Below are 25,642 nucleotides of genomic sequence, written 5' to 3'. Positions count from 1 at the left end.
AGACACCCGAGTCGGCGTTTTTAGAGGTGCCCTTTTAGCCTGATGAGCATCAACCGCCAGGTTCGCCTAGGCGACTTTCTTTTCACCGGAGAGTAACGAGGAATCCATGAAGGTTCTTGTAGCTGTCAAACGCGTTGTGGATTACAACGTCAAGGTTCGCGTCAAGGCGGACAATTCCGGCGTCGATCTCGCCAACGTCAAGATGTCGATGAACCCGTTCTGCGAAATCGCAGTGGAAGAAGCCGTACGCCTGAAAGAGAAAGGTGTTGCGACTGAAATCGTCGTCGTCTCCATCGGCCCGACCACCGCTCAGGAGCAGCTGCGTACCGCACTGGCTCTGGGGGCCGACCGTGCCATCCTCGTCGAATCCGCCGAAGATCTGACTTCCCTGGCCGTTGCCAAGCTGCTGAAAGCTGTTGTCGACAAGGAACAGCCACAGCTGGTGATCCTTGGCAAACAAGCCATCGACAGCGACAACAACCAGACCGGCCAGATGCTCGCTGCACTGAGCGGCTTCGGTCAGGGCACGTTCGCCTCGAAAGTCGAAGTCTCGGGCGACAGCGTTGCCGTGACCCGCGAAATCGACGGCGGCGCGCAGACGGTTTCCCTGAAACTGCCGGCAATCGTCACCACCGACCTGCGTTTGAACGAGCCGCGCTACGCGTCCCTGCCAAACATCATGAAAGCCAAGAAGAAGCCTCTCGAAGTGCTGACTCCGGACGCTTTGGGCGTTTCCACCGCCTCCACCAACAAGACCCTGAAAGTCGAAGCGCCGGCTGCACGCAGCGCAGGCATCAAGGTCAAGTCGGTGGCTGAACTGGTCGAGAAACTGAAAAACGAAGCGAAGGTAATCTAAAAATGACTATCTTGGTAATCGCTGAACACGACAACAAAGTGCTGGCCCCGGCCACGCTGAACACCGTGGCTGCTGCGGCCAAAATCGGCGGCGACATCCACGTTCTGGTTGCTGGCCAAGGCGCTGGCGCCGTGGCTGAAGCCGCGGCGAAAATCGCTGGTGTGAGCAAAGTCCTCAACGCTGACAACGCCGCTTACGCGCATCAGCTGCCGGAAAACGTTGCTCCGCTGGTAGCCGAGCTGGGTGCTGGTTACAGCCACATCCTGGCTGCCGCTACTTCCAACGGCAAAAACATCCTGCCGCGCGTTGCCGCGCAGCTGGACGTTGACCAGATCTCCGAGATCATCTCGGTTGAAAGCGCTGACACGTTCAAGCGTCCGATCTACGCCGGTAACGCCATCGCTACCGTACAGTCGACCGCGCCAATCAAAGTGATCACCGTGCGTGCCACCGGTTTCGACCCGGTTGCTGCTGAAGGTGGTTCGGCTGCTGTTGAAGCTGTAGCTGCTGCACACAACGCTGGCACTTCGAGCTTCGTTGGCGAAGAACTGGCCAAGTCCGATCGTCCAGAGCTGACCGCTGCCAAGATCGTCGTTTCCGGCGGCCGCGGCATGCAGAACGGCGACAACTTCAAACACCTGTACGCCCTGGCCGACAAGCTGGGCGCCGCGGTGGGTGCTTCGCGCGCCGCCGTCGACGCAGGTTTCGTACCGAACGACATGCAGGTCGGTCAGACCGGCAAAATCGTTGCGCCACAGCTGTACATCGCCGTCGGTATCTCCGGCGCGATCCAGCACTTGGCCGGCATGAAAGACTCCAAAGTGATCGTTGCGATCAACAAGGACGAAGAAGCGCCGATCTTCCAGGTGGCCGATTACGGTCTCGTGGCGGATCTGTTCGAAGCGGTACCTGAGCTGGAGAAGCTGGTCTAATCCAGCGGCTTCACTTATAAAGAGCCCGGCCTGTTGGTCGGGCTTTTTTTTGTCTCGGATTTGAGTGGGAGCGTTTTGCCATGGATCTGCGTTGCGGATGGTTGTTGGGATTGGCCCTGTTGCCGGGGCTGGCGATAGCCGCCGGCAAATGCGAGCGCCTCGTCGTCACCGGCAGCCCGGATGCGCCGCCATACCTTTGGCAAGACCCGCAGAATCCCAAACAGTTGATCGGCGCCAGCGCCGAACTGTTGCAACAAGTCGCCAAAGATCTCGGCATCAAGGTCGAGTTGCTCTACGCCGGCAAACGCTCGCAAGCCCTCGACGAAGTGCGCAGTGGGCGCATGGACATGCTCGCCGACGCGCCGCTGACCTTCACTGAGTTGGAAAACCTCGACTACATCTATCCGCCGCTGCTGGAAAACGACTACCTGGTGTGGACGCGCAAAGGCTCGACACTGGTCTACAGCGAAGCCAAGGACCTGCATGGCCACGCCGGCGCGTTGTCGGAAAAGTCTCGAATCACCCAGGCATTCGGCGCTTTCGCCGAGCAGAATCTGACCCTGACCAAGACAGCCAACCTTACCCAGGCCCTGCAGAAATTGCTCCTCGGTGAAGTCGAATATGTACTCGCCGGGCGCTATTCGGGCATGGCTGCCGCGCAGGCATTGGGGATGGCCAGTGACTTGCTGGCGTTCGAGCAACCCGTCGACCGGCCGGGCCTGTTCCTCGCGGTTTCCCACAACTCTGCCTGCAACGATCCGTGGTTGCGCGGACAGCTAGCCAAAAAGATGACAGAATTGCCCGCGTCCGGACTGACGGAAGCCGCGCTGCAGCGCAACATCGAGCGCTGGAAGGCGCAGCAGCAACAGCCGCAACGACCTGTCAGTGCCCAAAAACAGTAGGGATTCTTTGTGAGTATTCGACCTCTTTTCGCGGCGATGGCCGTTCTGGCCCTGGCCGGTTGCGCGACCGATCCGGCACCCAACGAACAAATGCGTCTCACCGAACAAGCCATCACCCAGGCCAAGGCTGTCGGCGCCACCGCCGACGAAGTGCCGGAAATGAAACTGGCCGAAACCAAATACAACCGCGCCAAAGGCAACATGGCTGACGAGTCCTACCGGAATGCGCGCATGCGTTCCGAGCAGGCGGAACTGGATGCACGTCTGGCCGAGGCCAAAGTGCTGACGCAAAAAAGTGAAGAACAGGTGAATGTGCTCAATACCCGCATCGTCCGACTGCGCAAGCAACTGGGAGATGCCCAATGAGCTTCAAGTCGAAAGTTGTCGGCGGTCTGATCCTCGCCGGGTGTGTCAGCCTGTACGGTTGCGCCGGTCAACACAGCGAATCCGCGCTGCAAGAAGCCAGCGCCGACTTCCAGAAGGTCAAGGAAGACTCCAACGTGCTGCGCATTGCGCCGAAGGACGTGATCCGTGCCGGTGAGTCGCTGGCCCGTGCCGATCGCCTGTCGACCTACTGGGGCAGCGGTTCCGACGTGATCCATTACGCCTACCTGAGCCAGCGCTACAGCGAGATCGCCCGCGAGCACACCAATCAGGTGCTTAACGAAGAACGTGCGGCCAAACTCGAACTGGAGCGTCAGCGTCTGCAACTGGCCCTGCGTGAATCGAAGCTGCTGAGCGTACAGCAGCAGGGTAAATGGCTCGAAGAGCAGATCGTCGCACTGGCCACCACGCAGACCGACCGTGGTCTGGTGATGACTCTCGGTGATGTGCTGTTCGATACCGGTGAAGCGGAGCTGAAAAACTCGGCCAACCGTGTCGTCCTGAAAATCGTGCAGTTCCTGCAACTGAACCCGAAACGTGTGGTGCGTATCGAGGGTTACACCGACAGCACTGGCGGCAAACAGGAAAACCTCAAACTGTCTCGCGATCGCGCACAATCGGTGGCGGACGTGCTGATGGACCTGGGCATCGACGACAAACGCATTCAGGTCGAAGGTTACGGCGACGAATACCCGGTGGACGCCAACGCTTCCGAGCGCGGACGGGCACAGAATCGTCGGGTGGAAATTGTCTTCTCCGACGAAAAAGGCCAGCTCGGCGCTGCCCGTTAAGGGTTGCGTCTCTGGAAAGCCCGGGCTGTCATGCAGTACCGGGCTTTTTTACGTCTGTCGATCAGCTCGCAAATCAGTACAGTCGGGGGCAGACACCGCACTGTATGGTCGAGTAATGTGGCAACTGTCCCAGTACACTTCTAAACTGTTCCGGTATTGTTTCACACAAGAATAAAATGCCCGTGAAATCGAGTGCTGCGTCATGACCAATCTCTTGCTCTACCAACGTATTGCTCAGCAACTGGCCGAAGATATCCGTCGTGGTGTCTATCAACCGGGGGAGCGCGTGCCTTCGGTGCGCAAGATGAGTTCGCAGCTCAATGTCAGCCATGCGACGGTGTTGCAGGCGTACGCCAATCTCGAAGATCAGGGCTTGATTCGGGCGCGTCCGCAGTCCGGTTATTACGTCCACCAGACCCCCGCGCTGACTGCGCCGACGCCGGACATTGCCCGAGTCGAGCGTCCCGGCCTGGTCACTCGCAGCAGCATCATTCAGCAAGTGCTGGTCGAGTCGCGTCGCGAAGGCGTGTTCCCGCTCGGTGCCGCAGTGCCCAGTGTCGACTACTTACCTGTGCGCGCGCTGCATCAGCAACTGGCCAAGGTCACCCGGTTCCATAGCCCGCGTGCCTTCAGCTACATGTTCAGCCCCGGTTTTGAACCGCTGCGCCGGCAAGTGGCGATCCGTATGCGCGATGCCGGTGTGGTGGTCGATCCGTCGGAAGTGGTGATCACCCACGGTTGCGTCGATGCTCTGCAGATGTCGTTGCGTGTGCTGACCCGCCCGGGCGATCTGATCGCCGCCGAATCGCCGACCTATTATGGTCTGCTGCAACTGGCTGACCTGCTCGGCCTGAAAGTCATCGAGATCCCCAGCGATCCGGCCACCGGCATGAGCCTCGAAGCCCTGCAACTGGCGGCCAACCAATGGTCGATCAAAGCGCTGGTGCTGACCACGCGCCTGAGCAATCCGCTGGGCGGCACCATGCCCGAAGAGCGGCAGAAACAGTTGCTGCGTCTGGCCTCGGATTTCGATATTCAGATTGTCGAAGACGATATCTATGGCGAACTGATGTTCGAGCAAGGCAAAACCAAAGCGCTCAAGGCTTATGACCGACTGGATCGGGTGATCTACTGCTCGAGCTTCTCCAAAACCTTGTCACCCGGCGTACGCATCGGCTGGATGATCGCCGGCAAGTATCAGCAGGAAATCCAGCGCTTGCAGACTTTCAGCACCCACTCGGCGTGTAGCGTGACGCAGATGGCGATCGCCGCTTATCTGGAAAACGGTGGCTATGACCGGCATTTACGGTACATCCGCCAGGAATACCGGAAAAACCTCAGCGCCTTCCAGTTGGCGGTGCAGCAGTACTTCCCCGAAGGCACGCAAATGACCCGGCCCACGGGCGGTTTCATCCTTTGGGTGAGTCTGCCGGGCAGGGTCAATACACAAGAACTGCATGTGCGCGCCTTGCAGCAGGGCATCAGCATTGCACCGGGGCTGATCTTCAGTAATACCGAGCAATTCAACCACTGTATCCGCCTGAATTGCGGGATTCCGTGGAATCGCGAGGCGGAGCGGGCGTTGATGACGCTGGGTCTGTTGGCGACTCAACTGTGTCAGGAAACCGCTGGCGGATTCTGAACGAGCGGTGGGTGATGCTTGTCTTGTGGCGTCCAACAAGCGAGCATATGGCCCTCTGCCGTTAGTGTCGTTGGGTCCATGAAAGCGATTGCTCCTGCTGCTTGGGTTTTGCTGGGTTTGCTGATGATCGGTCAGGCGCCTGGAGTTGTGGCCGCTGCGGTTCAGGAAAAACCGGCTGCGACGAGCCCCACGAAAAAAAATCCGCCCGCGCAGAAGACCGCTACGGCGAAGAAAACCCAGCAAAAAGTCATCAAGAAGCGCAAGCCAGTCGCCTCGAAATCGAAACCCGCCAGTGAAGTGGTAAAAACCAGGTTGCCGTCGGCCAGACTCGATTTGAGCCTGCCCAAGGACATGGTCGAGGAATTGAAACCCAAGGGCACGGTTGAATTGCCCAAGCGCGAGCCGATCCTGCCGCAGATGTTTGGCGAGAAAAACAACGGATTCCAGCTCAACGGCCGCTTGCTCAGCAACGAAATGCAGTTGCAACTGCGCAACGAAGAGCGCCGCGAAGTCGAAGGTGCCGCGCTGGATTTCGAATTCAAACAGTAAAACCAACCCATCTGTGACCCGCAGACCAGACGCTTTGTCGGAGACTGGTCAGTCATATTGAGTTATCGCTAAAAACCCCGGTTCCGGCAATTTGAAACAGCCGTTTTAGCGGTTACTCTGTTCCGCGTCCCTTTTACACATCGCCCGTCGCGAGGAATTGTTCGTCATGAAATGCCGTGAAGGCTGTGGCGCTTGCTGCATTGCCCCTTCCATCAGTTCGCCGATTCCCGGCATGCCTGATGGCAAACCTGCAGGCGAACGTTGCGTGCAACTCTCGGTCGAAAACCTGTGCAGCATTTTCGGCCGCCCGGAGCGCCCGGCAGTCTGTTCCGGCTTCGCGGCTGATGTTGAAGTCTGTGGCAGCAGCTCGGAAGAAGCGATCAGGCTGATCGGCTGGTGGGAGCAAATGACCGCGGCGTGATGTGTCAAACGAACGGAACTTCAACAATAAGGAATAAGACTATGGGTTCGCTGCATCGTATCGCTGTGTTGTGTGGTTTGACCGCTGTGCTGGCCACGTCCGTCGCTCAGGCTGAAGACTGGAAAGTCGCCAAGAACGAAGACGGCATCAAGATTTCCCTCAGTGAAGTGCCGGGTTCGGACTACAAGTCTTACCAAGGCGTTGCGCTGATGAAAACCACCGTCGCCAAACTGCGCGCACTGCAGGAAGACGTCGCTGGCGCCTGCGCCTGGATTCACGAGTGCAAGACCCAGAAACTGCTCAAGCACGAAGGCGACAAGAGCTGGACCTATAGCCAGTTCAATACGCCTTGGCCGGTAACTCCGCGTGACTCGGTGATCGAAGTCACCACCGTCGAAGGCGCCGACGGCAGCCTGACCCGCAACCTCAAAGGTCTGCCGACGTACGTTCCTGAAGAAAAAGGCTTTGTCCGCGTGCAGCAGGTCAAAGGCTTCTGGAAGTTCGTACCGAAGGGCGACCAGGTTGAAGTGACCTATCAAGTGCACACCGAGCCAGGCGGCAGCGTGCCGGCGATGGTTGCCAACAAGTTTGTCGTCGATGCGCCGTTCAACACCTTGAAAGCTCTGAAGGAACGCGCCGAGAAGTAATCGGCCCGCGTTCAACGAAACGCCCCGAACAAGTCGGGGCGTTTTGTTTTGTATCTATATTGTGTTTCCAGATATGCGTTGCACGAAATTTTCACAAAGTGTTCCTGACAATTCGCCCGCGCTGTTTGCCCGCTGCCGTAAATGAAAGTGTCTGGCGGCGGGGCAGTAATCAATGGCAATGGTGCGGGTGATCGTGCAACATTTGCGCACTGCGCAAGCCCCGGGGTCTGGAATGACCAATAGAGGGCATGGCGCCGCTGTATTTTTGCAACTTCAACTTCCAATGGGTCCTAAAACGACATGGCAAACCCGGACGCCCTGAATCAGCAGCGATCTTCCGCTCGCCTGCTGCAACCGACCGTCAAATCGCATCTGGCCTACACGCTGCTGTGTGCTCTGGTCATGATGGTGATGTTTTCCGTGCTGCGCCTCGCGCTGCTGGTCTACAACCGCGAGATGATCCTCGACACTCCGGCTTCGACCTTCCTCGAAGCCTTCGCCAACGGCCTGCGTTTCGACCTGCGCCTGGTGGTTTACCTGTGCATTCCGCTGGTGCTGGCCCTGTTCAGTGCGCGCGCCATGGCCGCACGCGGTTTCTTCCGTCTGTGGCTGACCATCGCTTCGAGCATCGCGCTGTTCCTCGGCCTGATGGAGATGGACTTCTACCGCGAGTTTCACCAGCGCCTCAACGGTCTGGTGTTTCAGTACGTGAAAGAAGACCCGAAAACCGTGATGAGCATGCTCTGGTACGGTTTTCCGGTGGTGCGTTACCTGCTGGCGTGGGTCATCGGCACTGTCATTCTGACCCTTGCGTTCAAAGGTGCCGATCGTGCCACGCGTCCGCGCGGGCCTTTCAGCGGCGGTAGTGTCAGCAGCCGCCAAGTCGCGCCGTGGTACACCCGCCTGGCGGTATTCGTGGTCTGCCTGCTGATCTGCGTGGTCGCCGCCCGTGGCACCCTGCGTCAAGGCCCGCCGATGCGCTGGGGTGACGTGTACACCACCGATTCCAACTTCGCCAACCAGCTCGGCCTCAACGCCACGCTGTCGCTGATCGAGGCCGCCAAGTCGCGCATGGGCGAGGATCGCGACAACATCTGGAAAGCTACGTTGCCGCAAGAGCAGGCGCAGAAAGTCGTGCGCGACATGCTGCTGATGCCAGACGACAAACTGGTCGATGCCGATATTGCCGCCGTACGCCGTGATTACACGCCGCCGGCCGACAAGACCCTGCCGATCAAGAACGTTGTGGTGATCCTGATGGAAAGCATGGCCGGTCACTCGGTCGGTGCATTGGGCGCGCCAGGCAACATCACGCCATACCTGGACAAACTGTCGAAGGAAGGTCTGCTGTTCGACCGCTTCTTCTCCAACGGTACGCACACCCATCAGGGCATGTTCGCGACCATGGCCTGCTTCCCCAACCTGCCAGGTTTCGAATACCTGATGCAGACCCCGGAAGGCAGCCATAAGCTGTCCGGCCTGCCGCAGGTGCTCAGCGCCCGTGACTACGACGACGTGTATGTCTACAACGGCGATTTCGCCTGGGATAACCAGTCGGGCTTCTTCAGTAACCAGGGCATGACCAACTTCGTTGGCCGTAATGACTTCGTCAACCCGGTGTTCTCCGATCCGACCTGGGGCGTGTCCGACCAGGACATGTTCGACCGTGGTCTGCAGGAGCTGAAAGCACGCGAAAACGGCAAGCCGTTCTATGCGCTGCTGCAGACCCTGTCCAACCACACGCCATACGCCTTGCCGACGCCATTGCCGGTCGAGCGCGTGACTGACCGTGGCAGCCTCAACGAACACTTGACCGCCATGCGCTACTCCGACTGGGCGCTGGGTCAGTTCTTCGAGAAGGCGCGCAAAGAACCGTACTTCAAGGAAACCCTGTTCGTCATCGTCGGCGACCACGGTTTCGGCAACGAACGCCAGATCACCGAAATGGACCTGGGTCGCTTCAACGTGCCGATGCTGATGATTGCGCCGGGCATTCAGGAGAAGTTCGGTACCCGTGACCACACCGTGGGCACGCAGATCGACATCGTACCGACCATCATGGGCCGTCTGGGCGGTGAAGTACGCCATCAGTGCTGGGGCCGCGACTTGCTCAACCTGCCGGAAGGCGACACCGGTTTCGGTGTGATCAAGCCATCGGGCAGTGAGCAGACCACCGCTATCGTTACGGCCGACCAGATTCTGGTGTTGCCGAGAGACAAAGACATGGGGCCGAAGATGTGGCGGTACCAGTTGGGTGCGAATCCTCACGCCGAAGTCGTTCCGAATGCACCGCGCACTGCCGAGTTGAAACTCAAGCTGGAAGCGTTCCTGCAAACGGCGACCAAGAGCCTGATGGATAACACCGCTGGTGTGATTCACGGCAAGCCGGATTGATCGCTTGGCGACAGTAAAATCCGCGCAATAAAAAAGAGGCCCTGAACAGGGCCTCTTTTTTTTGCGCTTGAAGCGTTATATCCGACCGAGTAACAGCAGGACCAACAGCACCACCAACACCACGCCGATAATGCCTGAAGGACCATAACCCCAACTTCTGGAGTGCGGGAAGACCGGCAGACCACCGATCAGCAACAGGATCAGGATAATGATTAGAATTGTGCCCATGTCGATTTCCTTGTTGATAGCGTTCGAGAAGTCTTGTGTTCAGGGGGCGACTGGAGACTAAGTAATTCCAGCCGGCTTACAAGTTCCGACTGGCGCGTATGAAAGAAAATTCAATGTTTTTTTAATGTATTTGGATTGCTCGTTTATTTCCTTTGCAGCGAAAACATCGCAGCCTCGTTCACTCGACAGCTCCTACACGAATCAATGTAGGAGCTGCCGAAGGCTGCGATCTTTTGATCTTGCATTCAGCAACTTGATGGAGCGTGGGCACGCGCCGATCCTTCGCTACACTCGGCGCATCTTCCCCGGAACAACAAGGCTGTGTGCTATGCAAAATCGCATGATGATCACTGGTGCGGGCTCGGGCCTGGGTCGCGAAATCGCGCTGCGCTGGGCGCGTGAAGGCTGGCAACTGGCCTTGTCCGACGTCAGCGAACCCGGTCTGCAGGAAACCCTGAAAATGGTTCGCGAGGCGGGCGGTGACGGTTTTGTTCAGCGCTGCGATGTGCGTGATTACAGCCAGCTCACCGCGTTCGCTCAGGCCTGCGAAGAGAAGCTCGGTGGCATTGATATCATCGTCAACAACGCCGGTGTCGCCTCGGGCGGGTTCTTCAGCGAGCTGTCGCTGGAAGACTGGGACTGGCAGATCGCGATCAACCTGATGGGCGTGGTCAAGGGTTGCAAGGCGTTCCTGCCACTGCTTGAACAAAGCAAAGGCAAGATCATCAACATCGCCTCCATGGCCGCACTGATGCAGGGCCCGGCAATGAGTAATTACAACGTGGCCAAGGCCGGCGTGGTTGCACTCTCGGAAAGCCTGCTGATCGAACTGGCGCAGCAGGAAGTCGGCGTGCACGTGGTTTGCCCGTCGTTCTTCCAGACCAACTTGCTCGACTCGTTCCGTGGCCCGACCCCGGCGATGAAAGCGCAGGTCGGCAAGTTGCTGGAAAGTTCGCCGATTACGGCGGCGGACATCGCCGACTACATCTATCAGCAAGTGGCGGCTGGCGAATTCATGATTCTGCCCCACGAGCAGGGCCGGATGGCCTGGGCGATCAAGCAGAAGAACCCGCAACTGCTCTATAACGAAATGACCTCCATGGCGGAAAAAATGCGCGCCAAGGCCAAGCAGAACAACGGCTGACCTTGCCCGTTGCAGGCGGCGTCGTTAGGGTGGCCGCAATGGTCACCCTGTCGAGACGCGTCAATGCTCAATTACTTGTGGTTTTTCCTCGCGGCGCTGTTTGAAATCGCCGGTTGTTTCGCCTTCTTCATGTGGCTGCGCCAAGGCAAGAGTGCCTTGTGGGTGATTCCTGCGCTGCTCAGTCTGACCTTGTTCGCGCTGTTGCTGACCCGTGTCGAAGCCAACTACGCCGGTCGTGCCTATGCCGCTTACGGCGGGATTTACATCGTTGCTTCGATCGGTTGGCTGATGGTGGTGGAGCGCGTGCGTCCATTGGGTTCGGACTGGATCGGCGTGGCGTTGTGCGTCATCGGCGCCAGCGTGATTCTGTTCGGGCCACGGTTTTCCGCTGCCTGAATGGGGGGATTGTGGGAAACGTCTTACGTCTCGGTGTAAGGGGGGCTGTAAGGCAAAACTGATTTGCCTGCCGCGCATTGTAGAGCCGCCTCAAGCCGCGCATCTTCAGGGTTCGCTAACCCTGAAGGACGAATCTCATGCTTGTACTCAGCCGTGTCGTTGGTGAGTTGATTTCAATCGGTGACGACATTTCCCTGCGCGTGCTGTCGGTGAACGGTTCCAGCGTGCGCTTCGGCGTCGAAGCGCCACAAAAGGTCAATGTGCATCGCGCAGAGGTCTATGACCGGATCAAGCGCAAGCAGGCCACCGAAAAGCTCCGCTGAAGCATTCAATCGAACAGATGCTTGGGCACGTCGTGCTTGAGCATCAATTGGCACTGCTCGCTTTCCGGGTCGAAGACGATCAGCGCCTGGCCTTTGGTCAGTGCCTGACGTACGCGCAGCACACGGGTTTCCAGCGGCGTGTCATCGCCATTGTCGGTGCCGTCGCGGGTGACGAAATCTTCGATGAGGCGGGTAAGGGTGTCGACTTCAAGTTGGTCGTGGGGAATGAGCATGGGCACCTCGGTCAAATCAGTGTCGGGATGCTACGGCGATTGCGGGTTGCCTGCCAGTTTTGTGTTGCTTGGTCTGGCCCCTTCGCGAGCAGGCTCGCTCCCACACTTGGAAATGGATTCCCTGTGGGAGCGAGCCTGCTCGCGAAGTCGATGGTTATGCCTACAAAAATTTAACTGTCGGAACGCTGCCCCACCAGACTGTCCACCGACGGCACCCGCGTATCGCTCTCCATCTGCGTGTCATGTTCGATCTGATGACTGAAGCGATCCAGCGAAGCATTGGCCGGCGCCGCATCGCTGGCAAACACCGGCGGGCTCAGAATATAAGCGCCGAGCAAGCGACTGAGCGCCGCCAGACTGTCGATGTGCGTACGCTCATAACCATGGGTCGCGTCACAGCCAAACGCGAGCAGGGCAGTGCGGATGTCGTGGCCGGCCGTCACCGCCGAATGCGCATCGCTGAAGTAATAGCGGAACAGGTCGCGGCGCACCGGCAACTCGTTCTCGCTGGCCAGTTTCAGCAAGTGCCGCGACAGATGATAGTCATACGGCCCGCCGGAATCCTGCATCGCCACGCTCACCGCGTGTTCGCTGGAATGCTGCCCCGGGGCGACCGGAGCGATGTCGATGCCGACAAATTCACTGACATCCCACGGCAATGCTGCCGCTGCGCCGCTGCCGGTTTCCTCGGTGATGGTGAACAGCGGATGGCAGTCGATCATCAGTTCCTGACCGCTGTCGACAATGGCTTTAAGCGATGCCAACAGCGCGGCGACACCGGCCTTGTCATCCAGGTGACGGGCGCTGATGTGGCCGCTTTCGGTGAACTCCGGCAGCGGGTCGAAGGCAACCACGTCACCGACGCTGATGCCCAGCGAGTCGCAATCGGCCTTGGTCGCACAATAGGCGTCCAGACGCAGTTCAACGTGATCCCAACTGATCGGCATCTCATCCACGGCGGTATTGAACGCATGCCCGGACGCCATCAGCGGCAGGACACTGCCGCGAATCACACCGTTGTCGGTAAACAGGCTGACGCGGCTGCCCTCGGCAAAACGGCTCGACCAGCAGCCGACCGGGGCGAGGGTCAGGCGACCGTTGTCTTTGATCGCGCGGACGGCAGCGCCGATGGTATCGAGGTGCGCCGAGACGGCACGATCGGGGCTGTTCTTTTTGCCTTTGAGCGTGGCGCGAATGGTGCCGCGCCGGGTCATTTCAAACGGAATGCCGAGTTCTTCCAGACGCTCGGCGACGTAACGCACGATGGTGTCGGTGAACCCGGTGGGGCTGGGAATGGCGAGCATTTCCAGGAGGACTTTTTGCAGATAGTTCAGATCCGGTTCGGGGATTTGCGTGGTCATGGAAACTCCTGATGGGTTGAGCACTGATCGTTCCCACGCTCTGCGTGGGAATGCAGCCGGGGACGCTCTGCGTCCCAAGAGTGGACGCAGAGCGTCCGGTGAGGCGTTCCCACGCAGAGCGTGGGAACGATCAGGAAAGGGTTAAATCGCCGGCTGACTGTGCGGAAACAACAAATCGACAAAGCGCTCCGCTGTCGGCTGCGGCTCATGGTTGGCCAGACCGGCGCGTTCGTTGGCCTCGATAAACACGTACTCCGGCTGATCCGCCGCTGGCACCATCAAGTCGAGCCCGACCATCGGAATATCCAGCGCCCGCGCCGCGCGCACGGCGGCATCAACCAGCGTCGGATGCAGAATCGCCGTGACATCTTCCAGAGTGCCGCCGGTGTGCAGATTCGCCGTGCGCCGCACAAACAAATGTTCACCGGCCGGCAGGATGCTGCTGTAGTCATAACCCGCCGCATGCAGGGTGCGCTGGGTCTCGTGGTCCAGCGGAATCTTGCTTTCGCCGCTGGTGGCCGCCTGCCGACGACGACTCTGCGCCTCGATCAACGCGCCAACCGAATGCTGGCCATCGCCGACCACTTCCGCGGGTTTGCGAATCGCTGCTGCCACCACTTCAAAGCCAATCACCAGAATCCGCAGATCAAGCCCTTCATGGAAGCTTTCCAGCAGTACGCGGCTATCAAATTGCTTCGCCGTTTCGATGGCTTGCTGCACCTCTTCGATGCTCTGCAAATCCACCGCCACGCCTTGGCCCTGTTCACCGTCGAGCGGCTTGACCACCACCCGTTGATGCTCATCGAGAAAGGCCAGGTTATCGTCGGCATTGCCCGCCAGTTGCTGCGAGGGCAGATTCAACCCGGCACCTTTCAGCACTTTGTGCGTCAGGCTTTTGTCCTGACACAGGCTCATGCTGATCGCGCTGGTCAGGTCGCTCAGCGATTCGCGGCAACGCACGCGACGGCCGCCATGGCTGAGGGTGAACAGTCCGGCATCGGCGTCATCCACCTGCACATCGATGCCGCGACGATGCGCTTCTTCAACAATGATCCGCGCATACGGATTGAACTGCGCCTCCGGCCCAGGGCCGAGAAACAGCGGCTGGTTGATGCCGTTTTTGCGTTTGATGGCGAAGGTCGACAGGTTGCGGAAACCGAGCTTGGCGTAGAGGTTTTTCGCCTGACGATTGTCGTGCAACACCGACAGGTCGAGATAACTCAAACCACGACTCATGAAGTGTTCGATCAGGTGCCGCACCAGCACTTCGCCGACACCCGGTCGTGAGCACTGCGGATCCACCGCCAGGCACCACAGGCTGCTGCCGTTTTCCGGGTCGTTGAAAGCCTTTTGATGGTTCAGGCCCATGACGCTGCCGATCACCGCGCCGCTGTCCTCATCCTCGGCCAGCCAGTACACCGGGCCGCCCTGATGATGCGGAGTGAGCAGGGTGGCATCGATCGGCAACATGCCGCGCGCCTGATACAACTGATTGATCGCCTGCCAGTCCGCCTCACTTTGCGCCCGACGAATACGGAAGCCGCGAAACACTCGGGTGGCCTGCCGGTAATCGCTGAACCACAGGCGCAACGTATCGGACGGGTCGAGAAACAGTTGCGTCGGCTCAAGTCCGAGAATTTGCTGCGGTGCTGCAACGTACAAAGCGATATCGCGTTCGCCGGGCTGCTCTTTGAGCAGTTCCTGCGCCAGCGATGCCGGATCGGGAAAGGTGTGGCCGATCAGCAACCGGCCCCAGCCGCAATGTACGGCGATCGGCTCGGCGGCCAGCGTGCTGCCATCTTCGGCCAGACGTGCCTGCAGGCGTTCATAGGACGGCGTCTGACCGCGTAGCAGCCGTTGGTTGATGGCCGTGGCGTGGGGTTTCATCGATCAGATTCCTTGTTCACTGAGCCACAGGTTCAGGGCTGCCAGTTGCCACAGTTTCGAACCGCGCAACGGCGTCAGTTGGCCTTGCGGATCAGTCAGCAGTTTGTCGAGCATGGCCGGGTTGAACAGGCCACGATCCTGACTCGGATCGAGCAGCAGTTCGCGTACCCAGTTCAGCGTATCGCCCTGCAAATGCTTGAGGCCCGGGACCGGGAAGTAGCCTTTTTTGCGGTCGATCACTTCACTTGGAATGACCCGGCGCGCGGCTTCTTTCAAGACCTGTTTGCCGCCATCCGGCAGCTTGAATTTGCCCGGTACGCGGGCCGAGAGTTCGACCAGTCGATAGTCGAGAAACGGCGTACGCGCCTCCAGGCCCCAGGCCATGGTCATGTTGTCGACGCGTTTGACCGGGTCGTCGACCAGCATCACCGTGCTGTCCAGACGCAGGGCTTTGTCCACTGCGGCCTCGGCGCCGGGCTGGGCGAAATGTTCCTTGACGAAGTCGCCTGCGGCATCGTTCGCGGTCAGCCATTTCGGCTGCACAGTGGCGGCGTAGTCGTCATAGCTGCGGTCGAAAAATGCGTTGCGGTAAGCCGTGTAAGGATCGGCCGCGCCGTCGACTTGCGGATACCAGTGGTAACCGGCGAACAGTTCATCGGCGCCCTGGCCGCTCTGTACCACCTTGCAATGTTTGGCCACTTCACGCGACAGCAGATAGAAAGCGATGCAGTCATGGCTGACCATCGGTTCGCTCATTGCGCGGAACGCGGCGGGCAATTGCTCGATGATTTCTTTCTCGTCGATGCGCAACTGATGGTGCTGCGTGCCGTAGTGTTTGGCGATCAGATCGGAATACTGGAATTCATCACCACGCTCACCGCCGGCATCCTGGAAACCGATGGAAAAGGTCGACAGGTTCTCGACGCCGACTTCACGCAACAGACCGACCAACATGCTCGAATCGACACCGCCGGACAGCAGCACGCCGACATCCACGGCCGCACGTTGACGAATCGCCACCGCTTCGCGGGTGCTGTCGAGCACGCGGTCGACCCAGTCTTCCAGGGTCAGGTTTTTCTCGTCGTCGTGTGGGCCGTAAGGCAGGGTCCACCAGGTTTTCTGCTCGGTGCGGCCATCGGCTTCAACGCGCATCCATGTAGCGGGCGGCAGTTTTTCGATGCCGGCCAGCAAGGTGCGCGGCGCCGGGACCACCGCGTGGAAATTCAGGTAGTGATTGAGCGCCACCGGGTCGAGGATCGGGTTGATGTCGCCGCCCTTGAGCAGTGCCGGCAATGCCGAGGCAAAGCGCAGGCGCTGGCCGGTGCGCGACAGGTACAACGGCTTCACGCCGAGACGGTCGCGGGCGATGAACAGGCGTTTGGCGTCGCGTTCCCAAATGGCAAACGCGAACATGCCATTGAGCTTCGGCAGCAACGCTTCGCCCCAGGCGTGATAGCCCTTGAGCAGCACTTCGGTGTCGCCACCGGAATAGAAGGCATAACCCAGCGCTTCAAGCTCGGCGCGCAGTTCCGGGAAGTTGTAGATCGCACCGTTGAAGGCCAGAGACAGGCCGAGTTGGCTGTCGATCATCGGCTGCGCAGAGCCGTCCGACAGGTCCATGATTTTCAGGCGCCGATGACCCAGGGCAATCGGCCCTTGGGCATGGAAGCCCCACGCGTCGGGGCCGCGAGGGGCCAGGTGATGGGTGATTCTCTCGATCGCTGCAAGGTCTGCAGGTTGTTGATCAAAACGTAACTCGCCAGCTAATCCGCACATAAAATCCTTACCGGTTTTTCCGTTGGGGAGGGGTCAAGCCGTACCTCGCCAGAAGGGCGGGTACTCAGAAACTGACCCGCCCCGGTAAGTGGAGTTTTAGAACGATAAGTTATAAGGCAACAGGTTCCAGCTTGTGCAGCAGAGCGCCGGGTTGTTCGCGCAAATGTTTCTGCACCTCGAACTGCCCGAAGTAGTCGTCCGCCATTTCGCTGTTCATGGGTGCGCCGGGCTTAGCGGAGTCTGTTGTGGCCAAGCGTTTTTTCAGATCCACCAGTCGAGACAGCGCGTCGTGTTTTTCGATGGCGGTCCAACGATCGAGGCTGGCGAAAACGAGGGCCAGCAATTCATCCGTGGCATAAACACGCAAGCGCCTGTTGAAGTCCTCATTCGGGCTGTTGAGATGGGCTGCGCCTATAAGTGACGCCTGACTCTCCCGGCGATTGGCGTAGGCGGCCTCGTCGACATTGGCAACCGCCACCGCGAGCTTCCCGGTATCTGCTGTCAACTTGTCGAGATGGCGATCGAAAAGATGTTTGTACAGGCCTGTCTCCAGCGGGATGAACGCGATGTTTTCTACGAACGAAATGCTTTGCAGGTTCAATGTCCGGAATTCACTTTGTTCGCGGTGGGTCAATTGCGAAATGAACAGCTCTTGCAGTTGTTTACTTGCAACGAAGTTGACGGCCAGGCGATACCTGCACTGGTCTTCACTGTCGTCCTGGTAAAAGCTGTCGCCGGCATCATTGGGGATGTATACGTAGTAGCTGTCTTTCGTCGAGTGATCGGTCTGGCGACAGGTTATCAATACGGCATCTGTCATGTATTTGCCAAATAGCTGTATCGAATACAGCTTGATTCTGGCGTTGTTGAACAGGTCACCATAAACAATATCTTCGTTGCCTTTGGCGAGGTTCAACAGGGTGACAAGCCGATAAAGAGGGAAGTTCGCTTTGCTGAAATATTTTTCGTAGGCGGCGAGCTTCATGTTTGTTTTATGCATGCGCAGGCTGATCAATTCGAGACTTGAGACTCTGAACGTTCTGGAAATGTGTTTCCGGTATTCGCCCCCGAGATCAAGCTGGCGACTCAGCAGCGCAAACGCTTGTGCGGTTATCTGAGTAGGCGGTGAGCCGTCGGGCGCTTCTTCGTCGACTTTGGGTAAGGTCTTGCTGTCGTCCGAGAAGTAACCGGCAGCCGCTTCCTGTTCCGTGAAATTCAGCATCGCTGCCTGCAGCAAGGTGTAGGTGTGGGAGCCATCGTCCACGGCTGTCGCGGGTTTGAGCTTGATGCTGTCGTTGACACTGAACCGCCCTCCATACTGTTGCTGCAACGCCTGTCGCAGCTTTCGCATGCAGAAATCCTCCAGCGTTTCCAGGTTGCCCAGCAATTGATCAATGTAGTTCTGGTAGGGCAGCGCCTCATCGAGTAATGCACGGAATTCGCCCAGCCTGACCGGGTCGGCTTTGAGCAATCCGTCGCTGATGAATTGGGCAACGACGGTTGCCTTGTCCCGGTCGCCCATTTCATTGAGCAGTTTTTTCAGCGTGGCTTCATGGGTCAAAACGCTTGCTTGTTGTTGCGTCTGGATAATCATGTTGGAAGTCTCGTGTTGAAGAAGAGACTTGATCCTAGGCCGTCGAAACAAAAAAGAATAACGTGTTTAGTTGATCGCTTGAGCCATGAAGTCAGCGGTATTTTGATTGAAAGATATACATATCTATCGCCACGGAAAGGTCTGAGTGTGTCTGCGGTATTTGCAGGGGAGATGGCACTCTGGGCACCCTGAAGTTGCCGGAAAAATGGTGGTAGATATCTATGTTGTTGGTGCGAGTTGCTGTGGTTTTATGCGTGCAGGAACATGAGGTTTGGGGGGTTGGTCATTCCTCGATTTCGATATGTTAAAACTTCCATTTCGCAATAAAGGACTATTGCCGATGTCAACCAAAGTAAAGCTTCCACAAAAAACAATCCTCAGCACATTGCTCGATGCCACAGAGGATCTCGATACCGCCCGGACTCTGCAAAAAAGCCTGCCGGCGCATTTATTGAAAGCGACGGTGGCCGACTTGTCAGCCCTTGATCAGACAAGCCGTGATCTGCACCAGATTCAGGCGACCGTGGCGGCGGATCTGCTCGCATTGAAGTCCTTGCAGACGTTCTGCATCAATGAACTGAGCGATGCCTTGAGTCGCAAATGGTCGGTAGTCTTTGATGTCGAGAAAGACTTTCTGAGTCTGCCGGGCGTTGATTGCGGTTGCCCTGCGACCTCAACCGACGAGAACGGTATTCAGACGTTCCCGCACGCTACACCGACGCTGTTGCAAGCGGCGATGCAGAACTTCAGCGAAGACGAGGCCGCTGAGAGCTTTCCGCAAGGCAGTTTTATTCGAGTGCACAGTGCCCCAGACGGGGTCACCGGGCTGACCCCAGCCACGTTTGCCGCTTTTTGCCGAGAGCTGGATTTGGGCAAGCGCTATCAGGAGCATTTCCAGCAGGTGTTCGGCTTGCGCGACAGCGATGACAAGGTGATCGCCACCAGCACCATGACCGCTGATATCGCGAAAATGAAAAAGCTGCTGTTGCAATTCGACCTGCACCAGGCCGCGCTTAAAAGCCATATCACCTTGGCGGGTCAGCAAATGCTGCAGAAGCTGATCGACTTCGATGGCGGGGTGTCAGCGCAAACACTGCGCTATGGCAATCGAACGCTGATCATGCAAGGCATTGAGATTTTCGACAGTTGCGTCTGGGGCGTGGTGGTGTTTTCTGCCCGTTCGGTGGAGTTGTACCCCGATGAGTGGTGCCTGGTGTACATGGCGGGTGAGCCCGAGCGACCGCTGTATGAATACAGCAGTTTTACCGCGTTCAAGCAGTACCTGACGCAGCAGTTGAAGGTAAAAAGTTACAAGGATTATTTCGCCAACAGCATTGATGAAGACGACAAGGCCGACTTTTTCAAATCCGTCGCTGACAGCGCTGAGCTGGGCCACATCAAGCAGTTGCCGATTACTGTGGCGCTCTTTGAATTCATGGTGCAAAGCCACGTCGGCAAGTTGCAACTCGATGCGCGCAAGCTGGCCGTGCCGACCGCCGATATTGATGAGGAAGTGCGCCAGAAGCGCCTGCTGGATTTTCTTCAGTTGGGTGTGACCATCGTCTCCGTGGCCGGCTTCGTCGTGCCCGTGCTTGGCCAGTTGATGATGGGCGTTGCAGTCGGGCAGTTGCTCGGTGAGGTTTATGAAGGTGTCGAAGACTGGCGTCATGGCGATCATCAGCAAGCGCTGTCGCACCTGTTGAGCGTGGCGGAAAATATCGCGCTGATGGGCGTCTTTGCCGGCGGGCAAAAAACCTTGGGCGCGCTTGGCAAAAAACTGCTGCGCTCACACCCGGAGTTCTTCGGTGAATTCAGCGCCATTCTCAATAGTGCCGGCAAGCCGCGACTGTGGAAACCTGAACTCTCACGCTATGAGCATTTCCTTCCGGCGGGTTTGACGGTCGCCCCGAGCTCCACGGAGTTTTATCAGATCGGCGCGAAAACCATGGCCCGCGTCGATCATCGATTCTTCGCCGGGCCTTATGATTCCGCCGCGAAAGTCTGGCGTCTGGAACATGCCGAGCGTGCGCAGGCTTATGTTCCAGAGCTTGTCCGGCACGTTGAAGGTGGCTGGCGGCTGCCCGCCGAAGAACCGCAACAGTGGGGCAGTTCGGCGTACACGCTCAAGCGTATCGATCCGCAGTTGAGCGAATTCGTCGATACCGATCTGGACATGATGCGCCGCCTCAGCGACACCCCGCACGAAGGCTTGCAACAGGCCTTTACCGACAATCTGAGCTTGCCTGTACGCTTGCGTGAAACCGTGGAGCGCGCGCGTATCGTGCGCCAGTTGCGGCAATTGACCCTCGAACTGCAGAGCGGCGAAACCCATTCCGGCCAGCCTGTCGAAGAGCAGTTGCAGGCCTTGCCGAAAATGCCCGGCTGGCCGACCGACCGCTACATCGAGGTGACCGACGCCGAAGGCAGCGTGACGGCGACCTATCCCCTGACCAAGACCCTCGATGAGTCGCTGGGTGTGGTAGTCAGCGAACAGCAACTGGCGCGCGGGCAGTTGTTGCAAACCGTGCTTGATGGCCTGTACCAGAAAGAGGTCGACGCCTTGCTGGGCAGCAAAGTCGCGAAAAGCGCCGAAGAACCGATCCTGGCAAAGAAACTGGGCGCGGCGCTCAAGGCAGATCATCGCGCAGCTTTCGAGCGTATGTATCAGCGCGTCGATCAGAGTGACGTTGGTGATGTTGTGAAGTTGCGCCAGGTGTTTGCCGACATCCCGGCACGCTATGCGAAAGCGCTCATCGATCGCGCGCCGAGTGCGCAGCGCCTGCATCTGCGCTCGACCGGGCGAGTGCCACTGCGGCTCGGGCAGCAAGTCAGGGAGGGGATCGATCAGGTGCGTCTGGATCGCGCACTGGCGGGGTTTCATTGGCCGCGGCTTGCCAATGCCGACACCGACAGTCTGGCGATTCAGTTGCTGCCCCGTCTGAGCGGTTGGGATTCCCTGCGTCTGGAGCTACGCGACAAGACGCTCAGCGGGCCGATTCTGCAAGCCATTGGCGACGCGTCGGCGACTTCCGCCGATACTTGCTCGCTGGTGAAAACCGTCGAGGGCTATGAAGCGTTTGGCGGCGATGGCAAAAGCCTCGGCACGGTTGCTTCCGGCCCTGACGCCCTGTACGCCGCCATCCTCAAGGCACTGCCGCCACGCCAACGACTAGCCGCCGGATTTCCCGAGCCGGTGCCGGCCGACACGGCACGGCTGCGCAAACAGTTGCTCAACACGGCACTGGATGAGCGTGAGGCCACGGCACGCACGCTGATCCGCGGCCAATCCGAACCACTGGTCGTCGAGCCTGCCTGTATCCAGGGCGATCATCCGCCGGCGGTGAAACATCCGCCCGCGCTGATGCGCAAAGTCCGCAAGCTCTATCCGCGTCTGAGTGAAGCGCAGGCCAGTGAATTCATTGACAGTCTGGGAGAAGACCTGTTGACCCGTGCGACACGGGTCAATGACTTGCGCCGGGATCTGCAGAGCCTGCGTGAAGCGCTGTTTCTCTGGAGCGAGGATACCGCCGCCATGAGTACGCTGGGAGGGGATCTGGCGGACGTACGGCACAGTCGCAAGACCATGGCCGAGCTGATCGAAAACGGATTCCGTCGGTTCTACTCCGTCAACAATGAAAATGGAAAATCGGTCGGTGTCTTGCGTCTTGATGGCATGCGCGTCGGCAAGTTGCCGACGCTGCCACCGGGGATCAGTTTTGACCACCTCCAGCAATTGTCCATGAAGGACATGGCGCTGGACGATGATGTGGCGTACTTCCTCAAGTCATTCACAAAACTCGAGTCGCTGGAACTCGACCAGAACGCCATGACTCGTTTTCCTGAAGTGCTGTCGCATATGCCTGATCTGACCCACTTGAGTCTGGCGCAGAACAAGCTCCAGTTGACCGGGCAGACGCTGACAAAACTCAACGGTTTGCGATCGCTGCACCATCTGAACCTCAATAGAAATCCGCTGGGTGCCACACCGGATGTCAGTCAGATGTTCAATCTGCGCCGTCTGTTGCTGCAAGACACTGGCCTCACGGAAATGCCCAAGGGGCTTGCGCGTCTGCTGTATCTGGATTGGGTGGACTTGCGCAGCAATGCCATAAAAAGCCTGCCTGACTGGCTGTTCAAGACTCCGCGACGTTTCAGCCAGGCGCTGGACCTGGGCCTCAATCCTCTGGCCGAGCCGAGCAAAACACACCTTGAGAATTATCGCGACAATTTCGGCGTCGGCATGGGCTATCTGGAAAACGACATGCCGCGACTCGACGAGCAACAGGCACGCTCGCTTTGGCTTTCTGAGGAGACCGGTGAGGTTTGGGCCAGGCGTGAACGGATCTGGAACGCATTCAAGGATGACTCACGCGCCGAGGGCCTGTTTCATTTGCTTTCTGAACTGGGCGATACCGCCGATTCGGAGAAGGTCAGCAAGGACATGCAGCGGCGGGTCTGGGCCGTGCTCGAGGCAGCCGAGTCCGATAGCGCGCTGTGTGATCAGGTACTGAGCGCGGCCGCCAACCCGATCAATTGCACCGACACGGCGGCGATCAATTTCAGTTATCTGGAGGTCGCTGTGGAAGTCGATCGCGTGACCCGGGGCGCGGGTGGCCGGATCAACAGCGCCAAGCCGCTGCTCGACCTGGGGCGCGGTCTGTTCCGCTTGGAACAACTGAACGAAATTGCTCAGGAACATGCCGCCAAGGCCCCGACGGTCGATCCGCTGGAGGTGAATCTGGCCTATCGTGTTGGCCTCGCCAAGGCGCTGGATTTGCCAGGCCAGCCGCAAAACATGCGTTTTGGCACACTGGGTGGGGTAACCGAAGCCGATCTGGAGGTGGCGAAACACCAGGTTGCCACAGCGGAACTCTCGCCAAAATGGCTGAAGTTCATGAGTGAACGGTCATTCTGGAGAGCCTACCTGCAACGCACATTTGCGCGAAAATTTTCCCCTCTCGATGATGTGTATGCGCCGCGCATGAGTGCTTTGGACGCGCAGCAGGACGAGTTGTCCGATGCCGACTATTTGAGCCAGGCGGAAGTCATCAAGGCCGAACGGCAAAGCGCCATAGACGATGTGGTGACGCTTCTGACCACCGATGCGCTGCGCACTGCGGACCTGGGTCTTTGCACCCTGAGCGACGTATGAGCACTACTTGCCACGAATCAGTTGGCGCAACACGAAACGGTTGGGATGACAGGCTTCGGCGACGCTTCTGGGCAGCGGCAGTGGTTCGTTGTCCAGCCAGGCAGCCAGCAGCTCGCCCGATAGCGGCGCGGTGATCAGTCCTCGTGAACCATGGCCGCTGTTGATGTACAGGCCGTCGAGCCATGGACAGACGATGGCCGGCACCTGACGGGCATCTTTGCTCAGCGCCGCATAAGCGTCGAGGAATGCTGCGCGATCGGCCAGCGGTCCGACAATCGGCAAATAGTCAGGGCTGGTGCAGCGAAAGGCTGCGCGGCCCTGCAGCCTTTCGACAGGCTGTTCGCTGATCTGCAGACGCGCGACGAGGTCAGTGGAAATCTCTTCGAGCATCGCCAGATTGCCGGCGTGTTCGGCGGTGGTCGGCGTCAGGTCATCGCTGTTGAAATCGAAACTGGCGCCGAGGGTGTGCTCGCCCAAACGGGCAGGCGCGACGTAGCCTTCGGCACAGACCACCGTGGCCAGCGTCTGACTTTCTACGGTTTCGGCGAGACGCGTGATCTGCCCGCGAATGCGTTTGAGCGGTAACTCGGCACTCTGGGGGAAGCGTTTGATCTCGGCGGCACCGGCCAGCACCACGACCGGCGCGCTGGCGAGCAGACGGTCACCGTCCAGCGCTTGCCACTGACCATCGACCTTGCGCAGTTGTAGCGCTTCGCAATGGCTGAGCAGTTCAATGTTTGGCTGCGCCGCTTGCACCTGACACAGCGCGGGCGGATGCACCCAGCCACCTTCGGGATAATACAGACCGCCATGGGCCACACCGACACCGGCACGCGCCTGCGCCTCGGGTTGCTCCAGCCACTGCAACAGATCTTCCGGGAAGGCTTCAGCCAATTGCGCATGACGCTCGGCTTCCTTGGCATTGAACGCCAGTTGCAGCACGCCGCAATCGTCCCAGTCGCTGCCGCGTTGCAGGGTTTCGAGCAGGCGCCGGGTGTAACCGAAACCGCTGACGATCAGTTGTGACAAGGCTGTGCCGTGGGCGGACAACTTCAGGTACAGCACGCCCTGCGGGTTGCCCGAGGCTTCTTGCGCCACCGCTTCATGGCGCTCCAGCAACGTCACCTGCCAGCCGCGTGCGGCCAGACTGGACGCCGTGGCACATCCGGCCAGACCGGCGCCGATCACCAACGCACGACGTTCTCCGGCAATCGGGGCAGGGCGGGCGAACCACGGCTTTTGCGCAGCAGGCGGCGACACTTGCGCTGGCCAGCCGAGAAATTCGCCCCGGAGGATTTCCCACTTGTGGCCGATGCCCGGCGTGCGTTTCATTTTGAACCCGGCGGCGTTGAGCAAACGCCGTACCCAACCGGTGCTGGTGAAGGTGCTGATGGTCGAGCCGGGTGCCGCCAGTCGCGCCAGTTCGACAAACAGTTCGGCGGTCCACATGTCGGGGTTTTTTGCCGGAGCGAAGCCGTCGAGAAACCACGCGTCGATTTGCGCATCGAGCTGCGGCAGTTGTTCCAGTGCGTCGCCGATCAACAGCGTCAGCGTCACGCGGCCGTTGGCCAGCGTGATGCGCTGAAAACCCTGATGGATCGCCACGTAGTGCGTCAGCAACTGATCAGACAGTGGCTTGAGTTCAGGCCACAAGGCCAGGGCCCGGTGCAAATCGGCTGGACTCAGCGGGTATTTTTCGACGCTGACGAAATGCAGCCGCGCTCCTGCCACGGCGTGCTGTTCGAACAGCTGCCAGGCGCAGAGAAAATTCAGCCCGGTGCCGAACCCGGTTTCGCCAATGACCAGCCGCCCGTGTGCCGGCAACGCGGCAAAGCGCTCGGCCAGACGGTTCTGTTCGAGGAACACATAACGGGTTTCCTCCAGACCTGATTTGTCGGAAAAATACACGTCATCGAACACCCGCGAACGCGGGCGTCCCTGGTCATCCCAATCGAGTTGGGCATGGGGCAGTACAGGTTTCATGGCAGGCTCGACAACGACAAGGCGGCCATTCTAGCTGATCGCGCAGG

At 58.9% G+C, this 25,642-nt stretch carries 21 protein-coding genes; 14 read left to right on the top strand and 7 right to left on the bottom strand.

Going from position 1 to position 25,642, the window contains the following annotated elements; translation table 11 throughout:
• Positions 1-106 precede the first annotated feature (106 nt).
• From AB4N44_RS09075 to AB4N44_RS09030, 10 genes are all read left to right on the top strand, one after another.
• A complete protein-coding gene (locus AB4N44_RS09075) occupies positions 107-856 on the top strand; it encodes an electron transfer flavoprotein subunit beta/FixA family protein (RefSeq protein WP_102900003.1) in 750 nt (249 codons plus the stop codon).
• A 2-nt stretch (positions 857-858) separates the two neighbouring features.
• On the top strand, positions 859-1,788 hold the full coding sequence (locus AB4N44_RS09070; protein WP_127929312.1) for an electron transfer flavoprotein subunit alpha/FixB family protein: 930 nt from the start codon (positions 859-861) through the stop codon (positions 1,786-1,788).
• Between the two features lie 80 nt (positions 1,789-1,868).
• The gene (locus AB4N44_RS09065) at positions 1,869-2,690 is read left to right on the top strand and encodes a substrate-binding periplasmic protein (RefSeq protein ID WP_460109212.1); all 822 of its coding nucleotides are present in this window, start codon (positions 1,869-1,871) and stop codon (positions 2,688-2,690) included.
• Between the two features lie 9 nt (positions 2,691-2,699).
• Positions 2,700-3,056: a DUF4398 domain-containing protein gene (locus AB4N44_RS09060; protein WP_460109215.1), complete on the top strand. Its 357-nt coding sequence runs from the start codon at positions 2,700-2,702 to the stop codon at positions 3,054-3,056.
• Complete coding sequence (locus AB4N44_RS09055) at positions 3,053-3,865, top strand: OmpA family protein (protein WP_150750658.1); 813 nt, start codon at positions 3,053-3,055, stop codon at positions 3,863-3,865. Before AB4N44_RS09060 ends, AB4N44_RS09055 begins: the two co-directional genes overlap by 4 nt.
• Positions 3,866-4,067: 202 nt before the next feature.
• Complete coding sequence (locus AB4N44_RS09050) at positions 4,068-5,507, top strand: aminotransferase-like domain-containing protein (RefSeq protein ID WP_016985994.1); 1,440 nt, start codon at positions 4,068-4,070, stop codon at positions 5,505-5,507.
• A 78-nt stretch (positions 5,508-5,585) separates the two neighbouring features.
• Positions 5,586-6,056, top strand: coding sequence for a translation initiation factor 2 (locus tag AB4N44_RS09045; protein WP_127929308.1), 471 nt, complete (start codon positions 5,586-5,588; stop codon positions 6,054-6,056).
• 166 nt (positions 6,057-6,222) lie between these two features.
• Entirely contained in the window at positions 6,223-6,477 is a 255-nt protein-coding gene (locus AB4N44_RS09040) for a YkgJ family cysteine cluster protein (RefSeq protein ID WP_007908349.1), read from the top strand.
• Between the two features lie 41 nt (positions 6,478-6,518).
• On the top strand, positions 6,519-7,124 hold the full coding sequence (locus AB4N44_RS09035) for an START domain-containing protein (protein WP_316916902.1): 606 nt from the start codon (positions 6,519-6,521) through the stop codon (positions 7,122-7,124).
• Positions 7,125-7,424: 300 nt separating this feature from the next.
• On the top strand, positions 7,425-9,518 hold the full coding sequence (locus tag AB4N44_RS09030) for an LTA synthase family protein (RefSeq protein WP_460109218.1): 2,094 nt from the start codon (positions 7,425-7,427) through the stop codon (positions 9,516-9,518).
• A 75-nt stretch (positions 9,519-9,593) separates the two neighbouring features.
• Here the strand turns inward: AB4N44_RS09030 and AB4N44_RS09025 are convergent, their stop codons facing one another.
• Positions 9,594-9,752 (bottom strand): DUF3309 family protein, encoded by a 159-nt coding sequence (locus tag AB4N44_RS09025; RefSeq protein WP_169432680.1) that lies wholly within the window; start codon positions 9,750-9,752, stop codon positions 9,594-9,596.
• 322 nt (positions 9,753-10,074) lie between these two features.
• On the opposite strand from AB4N44_RS09025, the gene AB4N44_RS09020 reads away from it, so the two are divergent.
• The 3 genes from AB4N44_RS09020 (at position 10,075) to csrA (ending at position 11,609) form a co-directional block, all read left to right on the top strand.
• Complete coding sequence (locus AB4N44_RS09020) at positions 10,075-10,890, top strand: SDR family oxidoreductase (RefSeq protein ID WP_077574042.1); 816 nt, start codon at positions 10,075-10,077, stop codon at positions 10,888-10,890.
• 63 nt (positions 10,891-10,953) lie between these two features.
• Positions 10,954-11,286: a YnfA family protein gene (locus tag AB4N44_RS09015; protein WP_008088571.1), complete on the top strand. Its 333-nt coding sequence runs from the start codon at positions 10,954-10,956 to the stop codon at positions 11,284-11,286.
• Between the two features lie 137 nt (positions 11,287-11,423).
• The gene (gene csrA / locus AB4N44_RS09010) at positions 11,424-11,609 is read left to right on the top strand and encodes a carbon storage regulator CsrA (protein ID WP_007908359.1); all 186 of its coding nucleotides are present in this window, start codon (positions 11,424-11,426) and stop codon (positions 11,607-11,609) included.
• A gap of 5 nt (positions 11,610-11,614) precedes the next feature.
• Here csrA and AB4N44_RS09005 read toward each other — a convergent pair whose 3' ends face one another.
• The 5 genes from AB4N44_RS09005 to AB4N44_RS08985 all read right to left on the bottom strand — a co-directional run bounded on the left by AB4N44_RS09005 (position 11,615) and on the right by AB4N44_RS08985 (position 18,460).
• Positions 11,615-11,842, bottom strand: a complete 228-nt coding sequence (locus AB4N44_RS09005; protein ID WP_003199186.1) for a YheU family protein — start codon at positions 11,840-11,842, stop codon at positions 11,615-11,617.
• Between the two features lie 170 nt (positions 11,843-12,012).
• Positions 12,013-13,203: an osmoprotectant NAGGN system M42 family peptidase gene (locus tag AB4N44_RS09000; RefSeq protein WP_038364408.1), complete on the bottom strand. Its 1,191-nt coding sequence runs from the start codon at positions 13,201-13,203 to the stop codon at positions 12,013-12,015.
• 141 nt (positions 13,204-13,344) lie between these two features.
• Complete coding sequence (gene ngg / locus AB4N44_RS08995; protein WP_160041369.1) at positions 13,345-15,090, bottom strand: N-acetylglutaminylglutamine synthetase; 1,746 nt, start codon at positions 15,088-15,090, stop codon at positions 13,345-13,347.
• Between the two features lie 3 nt (positions 15,091-15,093).
• Entirely contained in the window at positions 15,094-16,866 is a 1,773-nt protein-coding gene (locus AB4N44_RS08990; protein ID WP_160041367.1) for an N-acetylglutaminylglutamine amidotransferase, read from the bottom strand.
• 109 nt (positions 16,867-16,975) lie between these two features.
• A complete protein-coding gene (locus AB4N44_RS08985; RefSeq protein ID WP_160041365.1) occupies positions 16,976-18,460 on the bottom strand; it encodes a dermonecrotic toxin domain-containing protein in 1,485 nt (494 codons plus the stop codon).
• A gap of 340 nt (positions 18,461-18,800) precedes the next feature.
• On the opposite strand from AB4N44_RS08985, the gene AB4N44_RS08980 reads away from it, so the two are divergent.
• The gene (locus AB4N44_RS08980; protein WP_460158205.1) at positions 18,801-23,612 is read left to right on the top strand and encodes an NEL-type E3 ubiquitin ligase domain-containing protein; all 4,812 of its coding nucleotides are present in this window, start codon (positions 18,801-18,803) and stop codon (positions 23,610-23,612) included.
• Between the two features lie 3 nt (positions 23,613-23,615).
• Here AB4N44_RS08980 and mnmC read toward each other — a convergent pair whose 3' ends face one another.
• A complete protein-coding gene (gene mnmC / locus AB4N44_RS08975) occupies positions 23,616-25,595 on the bottom strand; it encodes a bifunctional tRNA (5-methylaminomethyl-2-thiouridine)(34)-methyltransferase MnmD/FAD-dependent 5-carboxymethylaminomethyl-2-thiouridine(34) oxidoreductase MnmC (RefSeq protein WP_460109226.1) in 1,980 nt (659 codons plus the stop codon).
• Positions 25,596-25,642: the final 47 nt, after the last annotated feature.

The organism is Pseudomonas sp. S3_C06 (assembly GCF_054667675.1).
Note: the sequence above shows the minus strand (reverse complement) of the source record. Positions and strands in the feature narration are given on the sequence as shown.